15 protein-coding genes are annotated in these 20,621 nt (G+C 50.9%); 13 read left to right on the plus strand and 2 right to left on the minus strand.

Annotated elements, in window-relative coordinates; all coding sequences use genetic code 11:
- The first annotated feature begins 9 nt into the window (after window positions 1-9).
- From IPH59_05990 to IPH59_06020, 7 genes are read left to right on the plus strand one after another with little or no spacing between them, the layout of a single operon-like run.
- On the plus strand, window positions 10-354 hold the full coding sequence (locus IPH59_05990) for a hypothetical protein (GenBank protein ID MBK7091258.1): 345 nt from the start codon (window positions 10-12) through the stop codon (window positions 352-354).
- A 6-nt stretch (window positions 355-360) separates the two neighbouring features.
- A complete protein-coding gene (locus tag IPH59_05995; GenBank protein MBK7091259.1) occupies window positions 361-2,112 on the plus strand; it encodes a hypothetical protein in 1,752 nt (583 codons plus the stop codon).
- Window positions 2,112-3,029, plus strand: a complete 918-nt coding sequence (locus IPH59_06000) for a type VI secretion system baseplate subunit TssG (GenBank protein MBK7091260.1) — start codon at window positions 2,112-2,114, stop codon at window positions 3,027-3,029. Before IPH59_05995 ends, IPH59_06000 begins: the two co-directional genes overlap by 1 nt.
- A gap of 42 nt (window positions 3,030-3,071) precedes the next feature.
- Window positions 3,072-4,544: a hypothetical protein gene (locus tag IPH59_06005; GenBank protein ID MBK7091261.1), complete on the plus strand. Its 1,473-nt coding sequence runs from the start codon at window positions 3,072-3,074 to the stop codon at window positions 4,542-4,544.
- A gap of 6 nt (window positions 4,545-4,550) precedes the next feature.
- Complete coding sequence (locus IPH59_06010) at window positions 4,551-5,462, plus strand: hypothetical protein (GenBank protein MBK7091262.1); 912 nt, start codon at window positions 4,551-4,553, stop codon at window positions 5,460-5,462.
- On the plus strand, window positions 5,459-7,348 hold the full coding sequence (locus tag IPH59_06015; protein MBK7091263.1) for a GTPase domain-containing protein: 1,890 nt from the start codon (window positions 5,459-5,461) through the stop codon (window positions 7,346-7,348). Before IPH59_06010 ends, IPH59_06015 begins: the two co-directional genes overlap by 4 nt.
- Complete coding sequence (locus IPH59_06020) at window positions 7,349-8,164, plus strand: hypothetical protein (protein ID MBK7091264.1); 816 nt, start codon at window positions 7,349-7,351, stop codon at window positions 8,162-8,164.
- A gap of 73 nt (window positions 8,165-8,237) precedes the next feature.
- On the opposite strand, the gene IPH59_06025 is transcribed toward IPH59_06020, so the two are convergent.
- Complete coding sequence (locus tag IPH59_06025; protein ID MBK7091265.1) at window positions 8,238-8,768, minus strand: hypothetical protein; 531 nt, start codon at window positions 8,766-8,768, stop codon at window positions 8,238-8,240.
- 173 nt (window positions 8,769-8,941) lie between these two features.
- Here IPH59_06025 and ychF point away from each other — a divergent pair, with 173 nt between their 5' ends.
- Both ychF and IPH59_06035 read left to right on the plus strand, forming a co-directional pair.
- Window positions 8,942-10,027 (plus strand): redox-regulated ATPase YchF, encoded by a 1,086-nt coding sequence (ychF, locus tag IPH59_06030; protein MBK7091266.1) that lies wholly within the window; start codon window positions 8,942-8,944, stop codon window positions 10,025-10,027.
- The gene (locus IPH59_06035; protein ID MBK7091267.1) at window positions 9,999-12,035 is read left to right on the plus strand and encodes a tetratricopeptide repeat protein; all 2,037 of its coding nucleotides are present in this window, start codon (window positions 9,999-10,001) and stop codon (window positions 12,033-12,035) included. Before ychF ends, IPH59_06035 begins: the two co-directional genes overlap by 29 nt.
- A 4-nt stretch (window positions 12,036-12,039) precedes the next feature.
- Here IPH59_06035 and IPH59_06040 read toward each other — a convergent pair whose 3' ends face one another.
- A complete protein-coding gene (locus tag IPH59_06040; GenBank protein ID MBK7091268.1) occupies window positions 12,040-14,079 on the minus strand; it encodes a GWxTD domain-containing protein in 2,040 nt (679 codons plus the stop codon).
- Window positions 14,080-14,255: 176 nt separating this feature from the next.
- Here IPH59_06040 and IPH59_06045 point away from each other — a divergent pair, with 176 nt between their 5' ends.
- From IPH59_06045 to IPH59_06060, 4 genes are all read left to right on the plus strand, one after another.
- Window positions 14,256-16,490, plus strand: coding sequence for a hypothetical protein (locus tag IPH59_06045; protein ID MBK7091269.1), 2,235 nt, complete (start codon window positions 14,256-14,258; stop codon window positions 16,488-16,490).
- A gap of 199 nt (window positions 16,491-16,689) precedes the next feature.
- Entirely contained in the window at window positions 16,690-17,463 is a 774-nt protein-coding gene (locus tag IPH59_06050) for an ABC transporter ATP-binding protein (GenBank protein MBK7091270.1), read from the plus strand.
- Window positions 17,456-19,117 carry a hypothetical protein gene (locus tag IPH59_06055; protein ID MBK7091271.1) on the plus strand — a complete coding sequence of 554 codons (1,662 nt, stop codon included), beginning with the start codon at window positions 17,456-17,458 and terminating at the stop codon, window positions 19,115-19,117. The genes IPH59_06050 and IPH59_06055 overlap by 8 nt, the downstream gene beginning before the upstream one ends.
- Before the next feature lie 249 nt (window positions 19,118-19,366).
- Complete coding sequence (locus tag IPH59_06060; GenBank protein ID MBK7091272.1) at window positions 19,367-20,500, plus strand: hypothetical protein; 1,134 nt, start codon at window positions 19,367-19,369, stop codon at window positions 20,498-20,500.
- Window positions 20,501-20,621: the final 121 nt, after the last annotated feature.

A 20,621-nucleotide genomic window follows, 5' to 3' on the forward strand; every position in this document is an offset into this window, starting at 1 on the left:
TGATATAGAATGGCAAACGAAGCGCTTCGTGTACCAATAGAATTGCGGGACTGCCGGTTCGTGCGCTCGGGTGGAGCAATCGAATTCGCGCGGTTTCTGCTTGAAACCGAGTTAGGCAGTTATCGACCGGATCCGGAGTTCGGATGTCGGTCGCCGTATTTTGCGCCGGAGTTCTCGGAAGAACTCAAGGTCGAGGTCAGAAATCATGTCTTGCGCCAATTCCAGAAGTATATGGGGATTGTCGTCAATGTCATGATCTCGGAAAACGTAACGACTCCGACCGCAACTTTCGTTTGTCGGGTAACCGGCACAGCAGCCGGTAATCAGCGCTTCGATCTATCGTGGGAGATTTAGAGTTTAGTGGCCGAAAAATGGACCGATCGGGAAGAACGCGTCTATCAGGAAATGATAGACCGCCTTCGCTATTGGGGTTATCAAATCCCATCCGGCGAAAAACAAATGGACCCTGCCTTGCTGCTGATGCTCAAGGCTTTTGCGTTTCATACCACCAGCACCGAAGACAAGCTCAAGGACGCGGGCAATAACATCATCGACACATTTGTGTCGAACTTTTTCGTCACTGGTATTCGAAGACCTGTCCCGGCATTCACTATGATGTCGTGCCGCTGTCTCGACAAACGTGCGCGCATCGATAGCGATACGGAGTTTGTCTGTACTGTCGGCGGCGCTCAAACCCGCGACTACTCTTTCTACCCGCTGTATCCGCAAGAAATTCTCGATGTCTATGCCGACGTGACCTTGTTCACATCCGGCGAGTACCTGAGGGTTCTCAAAGCACTACCTGACGAAGCCGCCAAGTGGGAAGAGTCCCTTGACTCACCTTCCTACCGGAACATGAAGCGCAATCCGCCTCCGCCTTTGGGTGGTACTATCTGGATTGGGCTAAAAGTCGGACTGCCGCTCGAAGAAATTCCCGGAATCCCGATTTACACTGGTCCCGACTATGACAACGGCAAAATGCTCAACTGGATCGACTGGCAAGTTGTTTCCTCCGCAAAGACACCAACTTTCAAACCGGGACAATTTCAGGACCAGCTGGAGATTTTCGAACACCTTGACATTCGCGAGCTCGAGGTTGAGTCAAGTTTCCAAAGTCGTTTATACAGCTCGGACTTTCTGGTTTCCGGCAAACTCCTGTGGCACTTCAAGCACTACTTGGCGCCAGCGAAGAACTTCGTCCAAATTCCCGGCAAATACATAGAATCAGCCGAGAAGATGATTATTCCGCCCGCGGTCCAGAACAAGTTTTCGCATATGGACTTTGCAAAACTCACAACTCCGCGCGTGTGGCTCAAAGCTGAGCTCGCCAACGATGAGAAAGTCGGCGACTTGCGCAAGCTGGTCTTTTTTGATACCAACACGATGATACTGATTAACCGTCGCAAGACTCATCGCAACAAGTACACGATGGGCCAACCGGTTCTCGAAATCGACTTGTTCGAGTATAGCGGCGAAGCACAGAATGATCCCGCGAAGAAGCTGTTCTCAATCGAGCGCGTCTGGGATTCGCACGATCAGCAGTACGTCAGCCACCTCGACTTGACAGCATTCTCCAATCCGCATAAGTATATGATTGTTGAGGAAGATCAGGCGCTCAAGATTAAGTTCGATTTCAGCACTACCGCCAAAGAGCCGCCAGACTATGTCGTCGTCGAATTCTCACTCACCGAAGGCAGCGATGGCAACGGCATCGGCGCCGAAACGGAACTGCGTTTGGTTCGTGCTCATCCCCAACTGCATTCACCGCGAAATCTGGTTGCATCTACCGGCGGATCGGACGCCAAGACTGATGATGAAGTCAAGCGGATGACCGGTTTCTTCCTGCGCAACCACGGAGTTGCTCTTTCAGAGGGTGAAATCGAGTACCTTGCCAAGAATTTCGACAATCGCATTATCGAAGCCCACGCCAAACGCGGCGTTGCCCGCACTGCCGGTGGACTCGTGCCATCAGTTATGGTCGGCGTGAAGCTCAATCCCGATCTCAAAATCAGCGAAGAAGAACAGCGCTATTTGATCCAGCGACTCGGGCAATATCTGGATAGCTATACTCCGCTCAATCTACATCTCACTGCCAGCCTGGAGACGAATTGATGAAGACGGGATTCGTGACTGCCGAATACAAGGTTCGCGAACGCACCCGTTTAGCAGAATTCAGCTTGCTTCTAACCACATTGGGAATCGAGGCCTCGGAGTACTACTTCGTCAGCCTCGAGCAACAAGGCAACTTCTTCACCGATATCGAGACCATCCGGACTCTCACTTCTCGCGTCTCAAAACGCGATGAGCGTGTGATCTTTATCCACTTGCCGTCATTTAAGAACTACTTTCCACAAACTTACTTCGTTGAGCAACTGGAAGAATCAGACCACGACCCCGGCGTCATGGAAGACCGCTATCTCGAGTTTTGGAGCGCGTTTGACACCATCACTTATCGCCACTGGATTGCATTTTACATTCTGCGGCTCAAGATGCTATTTTGCATCGAAGACAACGAAACCGAGTTGCTTTTCTGGGATCGCACCGGCGGAGACTTGCCGACTGTCAGTCGGGAAGATCGCCGCTACCTGCTGCTGTTGCGGTTTTTTGCACCGTACTTTCGCGGTCGCCGTCTTCTCTATGAGAAGGTCCTGCCCGCATTTTTGAAGAAGCCGGTCTCGATCGATGAGAATGTACCGGGCGCCGAAGCAATTCCGGCCGAGTACCATATTGCCTTGGGCAAGAACAACAGCCTCCTTGGACGCGACTTCTATCCCGGGACAGAATTCGAAGAGAATTTCACGACTTTTCGCATCAACATAAACGGATTGGTCGCCGACGACATTTCCGAGTTTGCTCCTGAAGGCGCCAAGCGAGTTCTTATGAAAAACTTGCTCTACCTTTTTGCACCGGCGCATACGAAGAATGAAATTCGCTACAAATTCGAACCGGGTTTGCAGTTATTCTCTGTCGGGGACAATCCGAAGTCGGCATATCTTGGATTCTCAACTTACTTGCAAGAGACGTTTTAGCCTTTATATTGGGAACATTGATCAGTATGGGTATTGCATATTATGGATGATTTGAATGTCTGGGGAGTGAACTGGATCGATGGCATGCTGGTAACCAGCAAACATCTGAACCAGAGCGAAGACTTCGCACAAAACCTCAATCGCGCCTCGAATATGGCGCTTTCGCCCGGCTATGGACTGGCTAAGGCCGCTTCGGTCAAAGCCGAACCGCTTGAGCTGGGGCTGCGCCGCAGTGGCAACTCGCTGCTAATTACCGTACAAAAATGCACTGCCGTTCTTCCCAACGGAGGTCTGGTCAATGTTAACGAAGAATTTCTCAAGCATAAGGCCGTTGAGCTAAAGTACGATGTTTCCAAAGAGAAGCGTGAACGTATTCCGCTTTTCCTTTATGCGACGCCAAATGACAAGATTGCTTTTGGCGATCCGATTGCCGGCGAACAACTGAGCCGTCATCCCTATCAGGTAAACAAAATCGTCCTAAGTATCGGTCCCTCTTCTGACGTAAGTGCTACCGCCGGTCTTCAGATCGCCGAGATTAAACGCGACGGAGATGATTACAGCTTTGATGAAGCCTTCGTCCCCGCAATCATGTCTACGACTTGCGGCAAAGCCGCCGTGTCGCGCATGGAGCAGCTGCGCAAGCTGATGGACAATATCCACCGCGCCGCCGTCGCTGCTATCGCCGAAGTCCGCATGAAGACCAAAAGCAAGCCATCGGCTGCCGAAGAGGAAACCATCCGCGGTGTTTTCCTGCAGTCGGAAAACATGCTTCATAACATCGGCTTCAACTATAATCAGATCTTTGACAACCACGCAGGCGTTGACTCGCGCACTTTAATCAACTATTTCACCGGCCTAGTCGGCGGATTCCAGCAGGGATTCCTCATCTATCCGGAACTGCGCGAATATGTTCGCAATGCCCAGATACCGACCGACAAGGGCGAAGTCAATGGCGGCAACATTCTGCCGGAGCTGCGCGACTACCAGACTCGCTCCTATGGTTACGAAGACATGACGCAGTTCTTCGATGACAGCGGACGCATATTATCGTTCCTTGCGGCTATTCTTGGCTACTACGCCTCCGGCGCCGCCGGCAAGTCCGGCGATTCGATCGAACGCGATGGCCATCGCTTCCTTGTTCAACACCACGGAGCGGTCAAGTATTCCTATCGCAACAATCGCCACAATATCATCATCGACGGTGTCGACCCGCGCGGTACCGAGGATGTTATTATCAAACTGCACAAGAAAGTTCTGCCGATGCAGTACGCCGCAAATGTCATCATCTACCTTGGCGCGAACGAGGTTGATGATATTGCCGCCGCTTCAGTGGCACGCAAGCCGGTCGAGGATGTCGCCGATCCCGATTACTGGTTGATTCAGCCAAACGAATACTTCCCGCTTAAATCCAATCGACTTGACCGATTGAACATTATCATTGATGGTGATGTTGATCGCTCGGCGCTGGAAGCGGTTAAGATGAATCACGTGTCAATCTTCAGCAGGTCGCGATAGAGGATCATGTCGGAGAAACTCAAAGCTCTCATCAATTCGATCTTCGTTCAGCTTAATCGCTACGATCGTCAGCAGGAAGATTTCTCGTCCGATACGTTTCTGCGCGACTGCGAGTCCTATTTCACCGAACTCGACCGCCTCGACCTTTCCGGCGGCGACGGCATGGTCATCGACGAGCATCTCAAACAACGAATCAACACGGTCCCGCGCAATTCACAGCCGGTGACCTTGGTCATATCAAATCTGATGGCGCTCTACTTCTGGTATGTGCGTCGTCCTCCCCAGCAGTGTCAGAATGCCTTTTTAGCCGCGAAGAAACTACGCGGTATTACCGACGACAGCCAATTTGTCGAGCAGGCAATGGCACCGCTAATCTTTGGAGCGAAGATTCGCGGTTTCGGTAAGCGCGAGCGTGATTTCCGCACGATGCTGCTTCACCGCACGGCACAAATCGCCGCCAATTTCCGCGAGACTGATCAAGTCAGCGCTTCGGCGACTCGCATTGTTCGCACCGATACTTGGCAGAAGAAGATGCTCCATGTCGCATCGCTCAATCAAAAAGGCCGCAAGGAAGAGATCAAATCCTTTGCGCCTACCGATGAATTGCGCTCCATTTCGTCGCACAACGAGTTCGCCGCCTGGTATCTGCGCGTAAACGAAATCTACAAAGGTGAAAATGCTTTCCTGCGCTGGCTCAAAGGGTTCTTCGGAACACTCTTTGCCACGATCTTCTCAGTCTTCAACTGGCGCTTCGTGGTTCACATGTTCCGCGACCGCTGGCCGGTCTATATCGTCTATGTCGTGCTGTGTGTTGTCTTCATCTATGGTGCGCTGAACATTCGCAAACCGTGGGAGAAAGTACACAAGGCCCGTGCCGTCGAACTTCTTGGCGGTAAGACCGATGAGGTGAAGCCGTGAGCTTTAACCCACTCGGCATATTCAAGAAAGCCTTCGCGATTTTCAAGAAGCAATCCGCCGCAGCGACACCGGTCAAAGGCGCCGATGCTCCGTTTGAACATGATGACAATGTCGTTCTGGTCTTCGGCCATTCCAACGCCGGCAAGACTGTTTACTTCTCGGTGCTTTATGAATTGCTCAAAGGTAGTACCGATTACAAACTTTCACCGCTGAACAATGAAACTGCTGCTGCACTTATTGAGAATTTCAATCTCATGCGCGGCAAACAGCTTAAGATCAAAGACGGCCGCCAAGTCGAGGTCGAAGGTGAACGCAAGTTCCCGACGATGACTTCGGAGACGCGCATTCTCAAGTTTGCGCTCGACATGACTATGCGCAAAGGCATCAAGTTCTATACGGTCGACTACAAGGGCGAGACACTCTCGATTGCCGAGCCCGGTGGTTTGCGCAAGCAATTCGCCAAGTTCTTCCCCTTTGCGCGCGCCGCGTTGTTCTTTATCGATGCTTCCGTGCTCGATACAGATGTATTGTTGCGCGAGCAGATCGCCGCATTCCAGACCATCATCAACGACTTGCGCGACTGTGTTGACAAGAAGATCCCGATCGGCATCGTCATCACCAAAGCCGATTTCCTTGAGGGCTTCTCGCCGTCGAATCCCGTTGAGTTGATCCCGGCAAATGCCGCTATCCACAAGGGCAAAGGTCGAGATGCCTTCATCAAAGGACTCGCATCGATCAATGAACGCCGCTTCGGCGAGGTCTGGGCTAAGTCATGCGAAAAGGTCACTCGCACACTCGGAAATTTGATCGACTCGATGACTTCTTACAATGTCGATTTCCAGTTCTTCTTCGTGACCGCAACTGGTGGCCTCGAGAAAGTCCAGACTGGTGTTCAGCCGCCGCGCGAGATCACCCCTTCGGGCGTACCTGATCCGCTCATCTGGTCTTTCCAGCGCATCTTATTCAATAAGCGCAAGCAATTCTGGTGGCGCATGACTAAGTGGGTCATGGGACTTTCAATTCTTTGGATGGGATTGTTTAGTGCGGTGAATCTCTATCACTACGTCTTTGTCTATGACGGTAAATTGGCCCAGTGTGAAAAGAAGTACAACCAATACTTCTCCGCAGGTCCGTCGCCCATTGACCAAAAGACTGCCAACATCATCAACAGCAATTATGACGACTATCTCAAACTGTTCCCGGTTGCTGAATTCTTCGGCGCCAAACCGCTGATGGATTTCGCCCGTGAACGTCAGCGCTTTGTACGTACTCAAATTTCCGCCGATGTCGTCATCGCTGACGAGGCTGAAGTTCCGGAAGACTCTCCTTATAAAGAGGCCACCGAGGCCGCTCAGAAGGACTATACCAAACTCGCCGGCGATGTCGGCAAACTTCCTCCCGCAGAGCAGCAGGCGGCTTTCGACGCCAAGATGGCTGAGTTCTGGGCAAAGCATCCGGCAGAGACACTCGATCCCGCCTTCGTTAAGAAGCTTGAAGATGCGCAGGACAAATTCAAATCTGGCGGCGCCGAAGTTGCCGAACAAAAATTCGAACTGGAGTTGACAGTTCAGAACATTCGCGAAAAAGCGCAAGTCACAATCCAGATCGGAACCGATCCCGAAGTTGAATTCGGCAATCTTGGCGGCAGTTCTTCAACAGTTACTAACAAAGTCGATGGTACTGGCAATGCCTCAATTACATTCCGCTGGCTGGACTATTCCGACGCCAGTGCACCGCCTTTGGTACAAGTAGTAGAAAATCCAATCGAAGAGTTCTATCCAAAATTGAATTCGGGATTCAAAGTCGATTTCGGCAAAGACTATAACATCATCGTCAAACTCAAATCCGGGACACCGCCAAAACCTCCGTCCGTTCCACAACTGTAAATGAAATTCGAGCATCTCATTTACGGAACGTTTCCGGACCTGCCGGGATCGCAGCAAGTAGTCTATAAATCATCTGGAGTCACCCCCGAATTCGAGAGTTGGCTCATCCAGCAGTATGATCAGTTTGGAGACTGCAAAACCGAGGAGTTCCGCTCATCGCTTACACTGCAATGGTATCGGGAGAGCGAATCTCCTTTGGCCATTCTCACCAAAGTCACTCACGCTGGCCAGGATTTTTCGGGCCGCTGGGGTGCCTTGCTTCGCCACAGTGCGATTGTCACACTGGAACAATTCTTCGCGATGTTTGGTGATGTCGGTCCAATAGCCGAGAGATTAGTATCCAGTGGCACGTCTGAAGAACTATCGCAAAGCTCCGAGTTGGAAATCGAATCGATTCCAGACCAGAACGCGATTGTCGAGAGTATCTTGTCATTGAATCTCGCCCACTTTGAATCTAATATGAAACGAATCCTCACCGGAGAGCGGCTTGTCCTTTACGCTGACCTGAATACACCGCATCTGACCAACTATCTGCGCGGACTTCTGTCCCTATTACCGCTATCAATCCGTGCCAAGCTCAATTGGTCTGAGTTCATTTTCCATTCATTGCCGGAAATGGACTTGTCGGTTGTTCACTCATCGCGCTATTCAGCCCCCGACAGTGACATCATCGAATTTCAAAGTGACGGTGAAAACGGAATCGGTGGTACTTCAATGTCTGTGGAAACAGCTGAGGAGTTTATTTCGAATCTCTCGACTGCAATCGGGTCAAAAGACACGGAAAAGCTCGCCGCCCTACTTTTGCTGGAATCTTGAAAATAAAAAGCGCCTTCGAGTATTAACCCGAAAGCGCTCATTGCCAATTCTGATATGTCTGTTTACCTTGTAATTACTTCTGATACTTCAACGGCGTATCATCGGTCACAACCGGTTTCCACACGTTCTTGCCCTGTGGAAATTCGATATCGCCGCCCTTGATCAGCCAGCCGATCGGAAACAACACAATCGAGATGATTTTTTTGCCGGCGCCGCTCTTGCCCTTGAACTCTGCCATACCGCGAAGTGGAATCATCGTCTTGCCCGACGAATGCGTCGAATCGAACTTGATAGTCATGTGCCCGCCGCCGGCATAGGCGCCACCGCGACCGCGCTTGATCACCGAAGCGTACACCGTCTGACCCTTGTTGACCAGCTTCTTGTCGAATTTGACGATATTTTCGAGGATCTTCAGCTTGACTGTCTGACCAGATCGCGACGACTTCATCGCCTCGAAATCCTCGGCATCAACATAAACCGAAATCGAATCACCCTTATTTAGCAGTGATTCGCCAAGAGACTGCGAATACACCGGCTTCCAGGCCAGCGTGAGAATCGCCGTCACTACAGCTGCTATGATGAGCGTCTTCTTAACCAGCGCCATATGCGTATACCTCCTGTAATCACGAATTGACTTTCCGGCCATTTCTATGGCAGAGACTTGATTGAGTCGTAATACCTTAACATAAGTCCCGATTCGCGGATGGTCAACCACAAATCTCAGCCTGCGATGAGTCCTTGACCTTGGACCGCAAATAGCGTTATACTACAAGTCTTATGATAGTAGGACTAATCGGACTCGGGCTTTCGGGCAAAACCACCATCTTCAACGCCGTCACGCGCGGCAATGTTGAAGTTTCCAGCTTTCAATCCCAAAAAGGCGCTTTCAATCGCGGCCGCGTTTTGGTCCCCGATGAACGAATCGACTGGCTCACGGAACTGGAATCCTCCAAGAAGACTGTCTATGCTGAAGTCGAATATATTGACGTTGCCGGTCTGTCCGGTGACAAGGATTCGTCGGTTGAGAACGAGATTCCGGCCGTCTTGCGCGAATGCGATGCCCTTGCTCACGTTGTCCGCGGATTCGAAAACGACGAAGTGCTCCACCCCAAAGGCTCGATCAATATCAAACGCGACATTGAGACACTCGATGACGAACTGGTCTTCGCTGACTTGCTCTTGATTGAAAAGCGTATCGACCGCGTCGAGCGCCAGGCAAAGATGATCAAAGACGACAAGATCAAACACGAGTACGAGGTCTTGAAGAAAGTCAAGGATGCACTCGAAGCTAACCAGCCGCTGCGCACTGTCGAGATGACACCGGACGAGCTCAAAACGATTCGCGGTTTCCAGTTCCTGTCGCAAAAACCGATGTTAGTGATTATCAATGTTGGTGAGGACCAGATTGGCGATATCGACAAGATTACCGCCGAATTCGCCTACGTCCGCGAAAAAGCCCAAACCGATCTTGCCGTCGTGTGCGGTAAAATCGAAATGGAATTAGCGCAACTCTCCGATGACGACCGCAAGTCGTTCATGGGCGATCTCGGCATTACTCAGTCGGCGCTCGATCTTGTTATCAAGAAATCCTACGATCTACTCGGTTTGATCTCTTTCCTTACTGCCGGCGAAAAGGAAACGCGCGCCTGGACCGTCCGCAAAGGCTCGACTGCTCCCGTCGCTGCCGGAGTGATCCATGCCGACTTCGAGCGAGGTTTCATTCGTGCAGAAATCGTTGCCTATAACGATCTCAAGCGCCACGGCTCAAATGCAGAAGCGAAAAAACACGGATTGGTTCGCCTTGAAGGCAAGAGCTACATAATGCAGGATGGCGATGTTGTCATCTTCCGGTTCAATGTTTAGTCGTGGAAATCTCCCGTCAATTCTAATCACAGCCTTCTCAACTATCTATCTCCTCGCTGTCACACTGCCGGTCAGCAGTGTCTCGTCGTTGTGGGGAATGAATCTGTTGAGCTATTTCGATTGGTCGGTGCGCTTGCCAATTGCTTTGGCCTCGATTGCGGGCGCTTCAGCAGTAATTCTACTCGGTGCAAGGCTCAACTTGTATCCGCAACTAAAGAAGATTCTGCTCTACGTTGCGTTACCCTGCACACTCATCGCAATCTTCTATTTGTTAAGAGTGAAGACTCACTACCTCGGCGATGGGCTTCTCAGAGCAAAGGAACTTGAGGTTGGTATCTGGTGGCTGCCGACTGAACCGTTAGCACAATTTGCTAACTATATCGTCTTCAAAGTCACATCAGTCCTGTTCGGTTTCAGCGGCACTACTGCAATCGAAACAGTCTCCTATATCGGTGGACTGTTCTACTGCTTCGGATTGCTGTATTTCGTTCGGACTATTTGCCGTGACACTTCGGCACAACTTCTGACATTCGTCCTGCTCTACTTTTCAGGAATGACAGTTCTTTTCTGCGGGTATGCAGAAACCTATATGCTATTGCCCGGTCTAATGGCTATCTTCTTTGCAAGCGGCGTCAAAGCTGCCAACGGACAGTCCTCCCCGTTGGCGGCTTACACGCTGTTTCTGCTGATTGTTCTATTCCACTTCAAATCGCTCATGTTGGCGCCCTGTGTCGCTTACTTGGTTTATGCGGATTTCAGGGAAAATCGCAGTCGTTGGGCAGTGGCCGGAGTGATGACTATTATCGCTGCGATTGCATCAGCAGTCCTGATTCCAAGAATGTCAGATCTGCCAATACTTTCTGCCTCGGAATTCCTGCTGCCTTTCGCCGCCGGCGGCACCGAGTACACAATGTTCTCAAAGCAGCACCTGCTCGACATCTTGAGCCAGTTGCTTCTCATTTCTGCAGCACCGCTGATCGTTCTTGTGGCGAGTATTTTCTTTGTCGCTAAACCGCGAACAGACTTCGGACGGGCAACATACTTTGCCGCTTGGGCACTGCCGGGCGCTGTCTGCATGTTGCTTTTCTTGCACTCACGGCTCGGCTTTGCAGTCGACTGGGACCTCTTTTCGGCGGCAACACTGGCTATCAGCTTCTTCGCAATGACTTACGTCGCTCGCTTCGAACAAATCAAAGTTATGAATTCTGTCGCCGCCGTCGCACTCGCTTCAGTAGCGCTTGTCTCGTTCTTTGGATTCGCCGCGGTGAATTCACAGACTGATATCGCCATTAAACGACAGGTGGATACTCTGAATCTCTACGGCAAGGAGGGCGCCATCGGCTTTGAGTCGATGGGCAATCATCTTAATAGCATTGGCAGGCCTGAATTGGCCGAACAGATGTGGCGTAAGTCGCTCTTTCTGCGACCGCATGTGCGCCTTTATGCCAACCTTGCCCAGCTCAGTCTCAACGAGGGCCGCATCACCGACGCTAGATACTTCAGCGAAATGGGACTCGCACTTGACTCCACCAGCGCGCCGCTTTGGAACCATCGCGGCGTGGCGTTGTCACGAATGGGAGAATCTGAGGCGTCTGATAGCAGCTTCACCAAAGCGCTTCACTTCAATCCAAATGATGCCAACTATCATCACAATTATTCAATCCTGCTAACCCAGGCAGAGCGTTGGTCTGAGGCGGAAGCCCAGTCTCGCGAGGCGCTCCGATTGAAGCCGAATGACTTAACAATAATGATCGGTTTGGGGATTGCACTTACTAATGCAGGCAAGATCGCCGAAGCTGAAGATGTTCTCACCCAGATAACCATAAAGAATCCCGCTTACGGCGAGTCATACTTTCATTTGGGTAGAATCTATCTTGCGCAAGCGGATACCGCCAAACTCTTGCAAGTTCTTGGCGACTATGTTCGCCGCTACCCCGATAGTCCCACGACACCAAAGATCAAGCTCGTAGTCGAAGGCGTTCAATCAGCAGTTCGGGAAAACCAGTAGCGGACTATTCGAATAGAATCAAATCTGTGCGCCCCTCGATTTTTGCACCCAAGACAAGATCGTTAATCGCGATTGTCAAAACGTACCGTCCCGGGCGAAGCTCGCTTAAGTTTAACTCGACATCCCTAATTGCAGTGCGAGTCTTTCCCCCTTCGCGATAGGTGTAACTTACCGACTCCTTGCGTCCGGGGAAGATTTTGCCAAGCAGGCTCTTTATTCCTCTCTCAGAACCTTTTACGAACTGAAAAGTATATGTGACATCGAATCGTGTAAGCGATCTGATATCGGTCGGAAGGTTATAGATTTCATAGTACAGCCTTAGCGGCTGGGACGTCGAAAACTCCTGATCAATTGATGGGACGATCCTGACACTGTCGCCGCGCACAATTCCGGGACCATTGCGATCTCCACTGCGCGCACTGCCCAACACGATATCCGAAAGAGATGGTTTGCCGTTTCGATAGTCCGGAACAACCACCGAATCGACAATCACTCCAAATCGCTTCTCTTCAGGTTGCTCAAGCGCAATACCGACGCGGTAATTACCCGGTTTGATACTGAACATAGAACTCTTGCCAATCAGTGAATCGCGTCCGTCTGAAGCGTAGAGCGGCGCGAGTCCGCCTTGCTCCTGAGTTCTGTAGTTTCCTATTCCATTCTCTGCTTGAAGTACAATTCGCAGTTCTGCGCCATTTTCCTCATGTAGGTCAGCCGCCGGTGCAAATGTGATAATTTGGACTTCGGTCAATGAGTCACTGGATGCAAAAGTGTATGCTCCGGCAAAGAGATTCACCGGCAGTCGCTCTCGTCCGACCGTCGATTCCTGCGGAATCTGGCGATAGTTCAGATAGGCAATCTCTTTGCTCGAGTTTGCGCGCGAAGACCCGGTATTGTCGCTGTAGCTGAACGGGAATCTGAATGTGCCTGACAGCATGTGATCGACAAACGCAAGCGTACAAGGAAACTCAGTAGTGGTGTAATACCAGTACCACGCCGGCACGCCATTGGTACGGCCCGATTGAATCTTGGCGCGATATCGATCGTCCGGCAATCCCAGCCGAATCAACGTCTCACCCATGTCTGTCGTCCAGCCAATCACATCATAGCGAGGATCGGAGTATAACAGATTCGCCAACCACACACGCGCATAGTGCTCAACCCGTCGTTCGTTGACCGGAGTCGTTGGATCCAGATCGATTTCAAACCACAGCTCTTCCCTGAGAGAATCGCGTTTAGCCGGCACCTGCTGCATATACCTCGAAGCATTCTGCGGCGGAATCAAGAAAAGCACAGACTCATAGCCGGTAAGTTCAGTCGAATCCATCATGTTCAGTCCGCGCTCGAAATAACTCGCCGCCGACTCGAATTGACCGCGACGATAATCGGCATACCCCATTACCATATTGGCCTGTTTGGCAGTCGAATCGATCTCGAGTACCTTGGAAGCTGCCCATGTAGCGCTGTCGAACTGGTTGCGAACCGCGCAGAGTTCCGCCAGCAGCACAAGGCCTGAATCAGATACCGGTTTCGCGAGAAGTAGCTGTTCGAGAATGTAGCGCGTCGAATCACCGCGATCGCGATCGTCGTTTACAAAATACGGTCGCCGGTAGAGATGAGTCATCAGCAGGTATGCTTCATCAATTGTCGGATCAAGCTCTATCGCCCATGTCAGCTCGCTGCGCCCCTGCATTTCGAATGACTGGGCAATCAACGTCTTGGCAAGTTCAAGATGGTATTTCGCGTTCTTCGAGTTGATCTTGACAAGTTTTCGGAAAGCTCTCTCCGACTTGATTCGACCTTCAACGGTACCCAAATCACGATTGATGATCCCTTGGCGCCACAATATTATCGTGTCTTCCGGTTCTTGGCGCGCGAGATTATTGATCAGAAGCGCCGCACTGTCGAGATCGTCAAGCACAATCATCCGGTCGGCTTCGCTCACCATATAGTCGACCTCGAACCGGGTCATTCGGCGATTGCTGCTGCACGAATAGGCGGCCGCAATCGTTGCTACAATCAGGATAATTCGCAGTAAGTCTTTCATCTTCACAAATATACGGAATTTCGAGACGTGAGGAATCTCAATCTGCATATGAGACGCATAACGGTGAATTTATGCTGAATCCGAATTCCATTTAAGTTTCACCCGTTCCGGCGACCTATTCGACCTTGTAATTTTGACGATTTCGTTTATATTAATCTTCTACTTGCCGGAGAAGCATGATGAAGTCACTCGCTATAATCTTCTTGATTCTTTCACTCAGCACTGCCGCAATTGCCCAGCGCAAAACCTACGATTACAACAATCTCTCCAGCGATCAGATTGAAGAGATCAAAAATCAGTTGCTTGAGCTCCGCCGATACGAAAGCGCACGCAAGGAAGTAGGTATTAAGCGATTCCTACTGAATCAAGCGACTAAGATGAATGCCAATCAGGCGAACTTTGATGTCAACTATTATGGCGTTCACGTCAACATCGCCTTTCCGACACAGTCGATTATCGCTTCTATCGACTATCAAATCACTTCTCAGATTCCAGCACTCAATTCAGTCGACTTGGATTTGATTGACCAATTGATTGTCGATTCCGTCAAGGTCAATAGCCAGAATGCTGTCTTCAGCCATTTCAGCGGAATTCTCAACATCACGTTGCCGTCAGCCATTCCCAACGGCCAGAGTTTCCTGATGAATGTCTACTACCACGGACAACCGTATTCCGGCCTCGGATATACCGATGGCGGCATGGGGTTCCAGAACAACAACGGCAATCTCGTCTGTTGGACCGCTACCGAGCCGTTTGGCTCACGCAACTGGTGGCCCTGCAAAGACACTCCCGAAGACAAAGCCGACTCTGTCAAACTCTGGATAGAGTGTCCGTCAAACATGACCGCCGTAACTAACGGCGTTTTGCAGTCGAATACGCTGCTAAGTGGCAGCCGCAGGCTGTTCTACTGGAAGCACAATTATCCCATCACCACCTACCTCGTTGCTATCTCGGTTGCGACGTTTGATATGGTTCAGAAGACATGGAACTACGACGGCCATAGCATGCCGGTCTATAGCTACACATTCCCCAATGCCTTCGTTTACAAACAGGTATTCGATACCTTGACAATACCAATGCTCAACATCTATAGCGACGCATTCGGCATCTATCCCTTTGTCGGGGAAAAACTCGCCAACGTCAATTGCGGAATCTATGGCACGATGGAGCATCAGACTTGCTCATTCCACGACCCATTTTCGAGTTATGACCCGGTATACTTGCTGATTCACGAAAATGCCCACCAGTGGTGGGGCGATATGATCACCTGCAAGACATTCCATCACATCTGGCTCAATGAAGGCTTTGGCACCTATAGCGAATCTATCTTCTATGAAGGCGCATATGGTACTTCGCAGGCATACTTCAATCATATGCAAGCTTTGAAGTATCTTGGCGGCGGTACTATCTATGTTGAAGACCCGGCTACCCAAACCATCTTTGATGGCAGCCTTTCCTATAACAAAGGCGCTTGGGTTGTACACATGTTGCGTGGCGCGCTTGGCGATTCGACATTCTTCCGCGTCATCAAAGATTGGACGTCGTCATCATTCCGCTACGGATCGGCTACCACTCAAGACCTGGCATCATTTGTCTCCGACCGCGTCGGCTCCAACATGAACTGGTTTTTCAATCAGTGGATCTACGGCGATGGCCATCCCGACTACGAATACTCGTGGCAGTGTCGTCGCGATACGATCGACGGCGGCTTCAAGCTTGAATTGGCTATTGAACAAATTCAGGAAAGCGGCGTGCTGTTCACGATGCCGGTCCGTACCAGACTGATAACTACCGGCGGCAATCGCGACACGACTTTCTTCAATAATGCCTGGTCTCAGTTCTACTCAGTGAGTTTGCCTGACTCAGTAACGAATCTTCAATTCGACCCGCAGGAGTGGATCTTACGCACAGCAAGTCGCGTTCCGTTTTCAATGCATGTTGCTACCACCGCTTGCGTCGATGGTGCACTTGGGGAAGAGTATTATCAGAAATTTGAAGCAGTCGGAGGAGACGAGCCTTACTATTGGACCTTCAACGGCGGCGACCTTCCATTCGGACTGAATTTCGTCGGTGGTACTGCTGGGGAGATTACTGGAGTCCCGAGCTATGAGGCCACTTTCTTCTTCACACTGAAGGTGCAAGATTCCAGCATCCCGCCGCAAGAGCGACTCTACTCCTATTCAATCACGATCGGTCCTTCATCCGATATCTGCGGTGATGCCGACGGCAGTTCTGCGGTGACTGTTTCCGATGTCGTCTTTCTCATCAACTACATCTTCGGCGGCGGACCCGCACCGGCAGGCAGTAGCGGCGATCCTGATTGCAGCGGAAGTGTCACGGTTTCCGACGCGGTTCATCTGATCAACTTCATATTCTCCGGCGGTCCCGTTCCGTGTAGTGCCTGCAATTAGCTCCAATTGACAACGCTTCGCCCTTTGTAGCCTAGCCCCTTGTGGGCGTCATTTGAATTGATCAATGCGTCCGGTCTGCTCTGACTCACTCGCTACAGTACACGATTTCTAGCGTCTGTACCCCCAAATCAAAATACTCATTGCACCCCAAGCAGTCATCGACGATATTTTTGGACACATTTTTCAGCAGGGGTATGACGTGATAAAAGTTACAGAGTTGTCGAAATCCTTCGGCTCTCTTCGGGCAGTTGACCGGCTAAGCTTCAATATTCCTGATGGCGAAGTCTTCGGTCTGCTCGGTCCCAACGGCGCCGGCAAGAGCACTACTGTCAAAATGATGGTCGGTATGCTCACTCCCTCCGAAGGCGAAATTGAAATCAACGGCGCGAGTGTCAAAACAGAAATCAATAAAATCAAGACCGATCTCGGCTATGTTCCCGAGAACTGTGCACTCTATGAAAACCTCACCGGTCGCGAGCACTTGGAAATGGTCTGTAACTTGCACCACTTCCCGCTTGAGAAGATTGAACCGCAGGCGAAGAAGTTAATCGAATTGATGGAACTAGCCGATGCTGCCGACAAGCGCATCGCTGGCTATTCGAAAGGAATGAAACAACGGCTCTTACTCGCCGGAGCAATCATCCACAACCCCAGCGTCCTCATTCTCGATGAGCCCCTTTCCGGTCTCGATGCCAACGCTCAAAGTCTGATTCGCGAGTTAATCCGCGAATTCGCCCGCTCCGGCAAAACGGTTGTCTTCTGCTCGCATGTCCTCGAGGTCGTTGAGCGTCTCTGTGATCGGATGATCATCATCGATCGCGGCAAAAAACTCACCGAAGGCACACCTGCCGAGATCATGACCCAGGTAGGCGCGTCATCGTTGGGCGCCGCATTCAACCAACTCACCGGCGCCACCGATATTGACAACCAGGCCAAAGGCATTCTCCGTGCAATCGAGGACCAGAATGGCTGAAGCTGTTTCTCAATTCGATCACGACCGCGTCGACAAACGCCAGCTCAAGACCCTGCTCAAAATCGCATATCGAACCGACCTGCGCGGCTCCAATAATCCGTTTCGCGGTTACGGGCAGAAGCAAAGCAACTTCCCGCCGATTCTTGGTTTGATAGTGATGAAGCTCTTCCTCGGACTGCTCTTGAGCGCCATCATGTGGAAACTTGACAGCCCCTTCTTCGGTGCGATGACAGTCAACATTGCAGCATTGGTATTCATCTCACTGACTATCTTGCTCGAATTCTCGAATCTGATTATCAGCCCCGATGACTATCCCATCATTTCGCCGCATCCGGTCAACTCGAAAACATTCTTCTTCGCCAAAGCAATTCACTTCGTCGTCTATGTCACCATTCTCGCAACGGCGATCATAATAATCCCGTCTGTTGTTGCTGCGGTTCGGTTCCATACCTGGTGGCTGGCGCCGGTGATCTTCGTCTCGTCGTGGGGAATGGCAATGGCGGCGTCGCTCTTCTTCATCTTGTTCTATACAATCGTACTCAAAGTTATCAATCGCGACCGCATGCAGCGCCTGCTTGGCTACGCGCAACTGGTCTTCGTGACTGTGATATACGCCGGATACATTGTCCTTCCGCGCATGATTGAGAGAGTTACAACCATTGATGTTACCTCGGTTGATGTCCTGTGGATTTACTTCACGCCGCCCGCGTGGTTTGCAGCCTGGCCCGCCTTGTCGACCGGCGATACGCGCCTGGAAGTCATCATCGCCGCCATCACCGGAATCGTAGCTTTGGCGGTCATGGCAAGAATCAGCGTTTCGCGTCTTTCGATGGAGTATGCTGTGACGCTTAACAACACTGTCGAACAGATGGAAAAGTCACAAGTCGCCGCGCCCAAGAGCTTCTTCGCCCGACTGGTTGAATCAACCTCCAGCTCCGAGGATCGCGCCGTTTGGAAACTGATCCGCGCCCAATTCAAATATGACAACCGCTTCAAGATGACAGTCTTGTCGATTCTCCCGCTGACAATCTTCTATATCTTCATGGGACTGCAAGACGGTGGAAAATTGATCGATCCATTCATTGGCTCATTGGAGGATTCAAGCGGCAGCGGCAATTATCTGCTCTACATCGCTGTCGGTATGCTCCCCTTCATGATCATTATGGGTACCGCCTACAGCCCCTCAGCGGCAGCATCGTGGGTGTTCTTTGCTTCGCCCGCGAATAAGACCAATCTCGTTATGTCCGCCGCCCGTTTTACCGTGGTATATTTCTGCATTCCTTATCTGCTTTTGTTAACCGGAATTCTCGGCTACTTCTTCGGCAATTATCTTCACGGCTTCTTGCATTGCTTCATTCTTTTCTTGATGCTGCTCACGCTGGTCCGTGTCTTTGTCCTGCTCATGCCGAATCTCCCCTTTAGCATTCCTGTCCGCGCCGGTCAACGCGGAGTACTGATGATGCTGATGTTTCTGATACCCACGATCTTCATTGTGGTGCCGATGGTCATCATCACGAAACTAAGCTACGGCGGCGTCATCGGTTATTCGCTAATCGCCGCCGGTCTTGTATTAATCTGGATGCTGTTTGGATGGATAATGAAACGAAGCATTCCCAAGCGCGTCAACAAACTCGAATACGCCGAATCGACATAGGGACTTGTAGTTCAGGTTCGCAGTCCGCCGCGACGGACGTCGAAGCCGATACTTAGAGTAACTTTGATTATGCCAAATAGACTCTGTAGGATGTTGAAACTGGCATACTAAACCACGTTTCACCTTGACAAACCAAGAATTCCAGTTAGAATTAATGAGATTTCAAGAAATCAATAATCACCATTATGCCGAATCAAGCACTGGCGGATCTGATCCCAAAATGAAAAGAAATCAAAGGGAGAGAAACAAATGAGAATCATAATCTCTGTCTTACTATTCTGGTACTATCGCTACAGGTCTTCGCGAGAAGGTCACGATCTACCGGCCCCCCCCGAGCTTTGTTCACCAGCTAACGGTAGCGAAGTACAGACCTTACGCCCAGTACTATGCGTGAAAAACGCCAACCAGCTCCGGTGTGATTCTGTGTCAACAATCCCTACCGGGCGGTGGACAGACTTTGGCGGAACTTCGTGCACGCTTGATGGACAGCCAGTTCCAGTCGGATCACTTATTCAAGCATGGGATCCGCAAGGTGTTCTCTGTGGCGAACGCACTGTAACAACTCCCGGCGTCTATCTTGCTACAGCAGTTTATGGCGATGAGCCACTTACTCTCGAAGACGAAGGTTGCTTACCTGGTGACACAATTAGATTCACAATCAACTGCTTCCCGGCTACACCACTTGGGCCAGCGAGTCCAATTTGGGTTGGAGTCAGTCCCATACGGATATTGAACCTCTCGGCGATAAGTGATTCAACAATCTACCACTTCGAACTTTCAATGGATTCGTTGTTCTCAAGCGTGATGGAGTTTAGCGCACCGGAGCAGACGGGAACAACGACCAACATTTCTGTTCCGTTCGACCTCGCCGAGAATCAGCGCTTTTGGTGGCGAGTAAAGACTTCTAACGTCGAAGGAGAGTCGGGGTACTCGCTGGAGTGGTCGTTCTATGTTAACTCACAGAACTCCGCTCCGACAATGTTTAGTCTTTCAAGTCCACCAAACTCTCTTGCTACCCCGTTAGCAACTCGATTGCCCACGTTCGCATGGCAAAGCGGCTTTGATCCAGATCCGCTCGACACAATTCGATACACGTTCTTTTTGGCTTTTGATAGCTCCTCGAACTTTATGAACGTCATACCCGGTCTGCTTCCGACATCATACAGTTTTGGGGACGCACTCGCTTGGGGCGAGAGTTATCGTTGGAGCGTACAGGCAAACGATTACAAGGGAGGATTCTCCTGGTCAAACTCCGAATACCGATTTAGAATCATGATCCCGGGAGACGCAAACGCCAGCGAAGCGTCGAAATCACTGACGTCTGTGGTTTTGATCAACTTCATTTGCGGGTGGTTCTGCGCCGGTTCCGTTGGAGTCAGGTGATCTAAACTGCGACAACAAATTCAATATCGTCGATGTGGTGTATCTAGTGAACTACATCTTCGCTGGAGGCGCATCGCCTTGTGAACCATGATACTGCGACTCTTGGTAGTTTGTAGGTCGG

The sequence above is a fragment of the bacterium genome (assembly GCA_016708315.1).
Classification (GTDB): domain Bacteria; phylum Zixibacteria; class MSB-5A5; order CAIYYT01; family CAIYYT01; genus JADJGC01.

Excerpts from the sequence above, each read along its gene's own strand:
- IPH59_05990 (MBK7091258.1), top strand. The coding sequence starts at position 10 with ATGGCAAACGAAGCGCTTCGTGTACCAATAGAATTGCGGGACTGCCGG.
- IPH59_06000 (MBK7091260.1), top strand. The coding sequence starts at position 2,112 with ATGAAGACGGGATTCGTGACTGCCGAATACAAGGTTCGCGAACGCACC.
- IPH59_06005 (MBK7091261.1), top strand. The coding sequence starts at position 3,072 with ATGGATGATTTGAATGTCTGGGGAGTGAACTGGATCGATGGCATGCTG.
- IPH59_06010 (MBK7091262.1), top strand. The coding sequence starts at position 4,551 with ATGTCGGAGAAACTCAAAGCTCTCATCAATTCGATCTTCGTTCAGCTT.
- IPH59_06020 (MBK7091264.1), top strand. The coding sequence starts at position 7,349 with ATGAAATTCGAGCATCTCATTTACGGAACGTTTCCGGACCTGCCGGGA.
- IPH59_06025 (MBK7091265.1), bottom strand. The coding sequence starts at position 8,768 with ATGGCGCTGGTTAAGAAGACGCTCATCATAGCAGCTGTAGTGACGGCG.
- ychF (MBK7091266.1), top strand. The coding sequence starts at position 8,942 with ATGATAGTAGGACTAATCGGACTCGGGCTTTCGGGCAAAACCACCATC.
- IPH59_06035 (MBK7091267.1), top strand. The coding sequence starts at position 9,999 with ATGTTGTCATCTTCCGGTTCAATGTTTAGTCGTGGAAATCTCCCGTCA.
- IPH59_06040 (MBK7091268.1), bottom strand. The coding sequence starts at position 14,079 with ATGAAAGACTTACTGCGAATTATCCTGATTGTAGCAACGATTGCGGCC.
- IPH59_06045 (MBK7091269.1), top strand. The coding sequence starts at position 14,256 with ATGATGAAGTCACTCGCTATAATCTTCTTGATTCTTTCACTCAGCACT.
- IPH59_06055 (MBK7091271.1), top strand. The coding sequence starts at position 17,456 with ATGGCTGAAGCTGTTTCTCAATTCGATCACGACCGCGTCGACAAACGC.
- IPH59_06060 (MBK7091272.1), top strand. The coding sequence starts at position 19,367 with ATGAGAATCATAATCTCTGTCTTACTATTCTGGTACTATCGCTACAGG.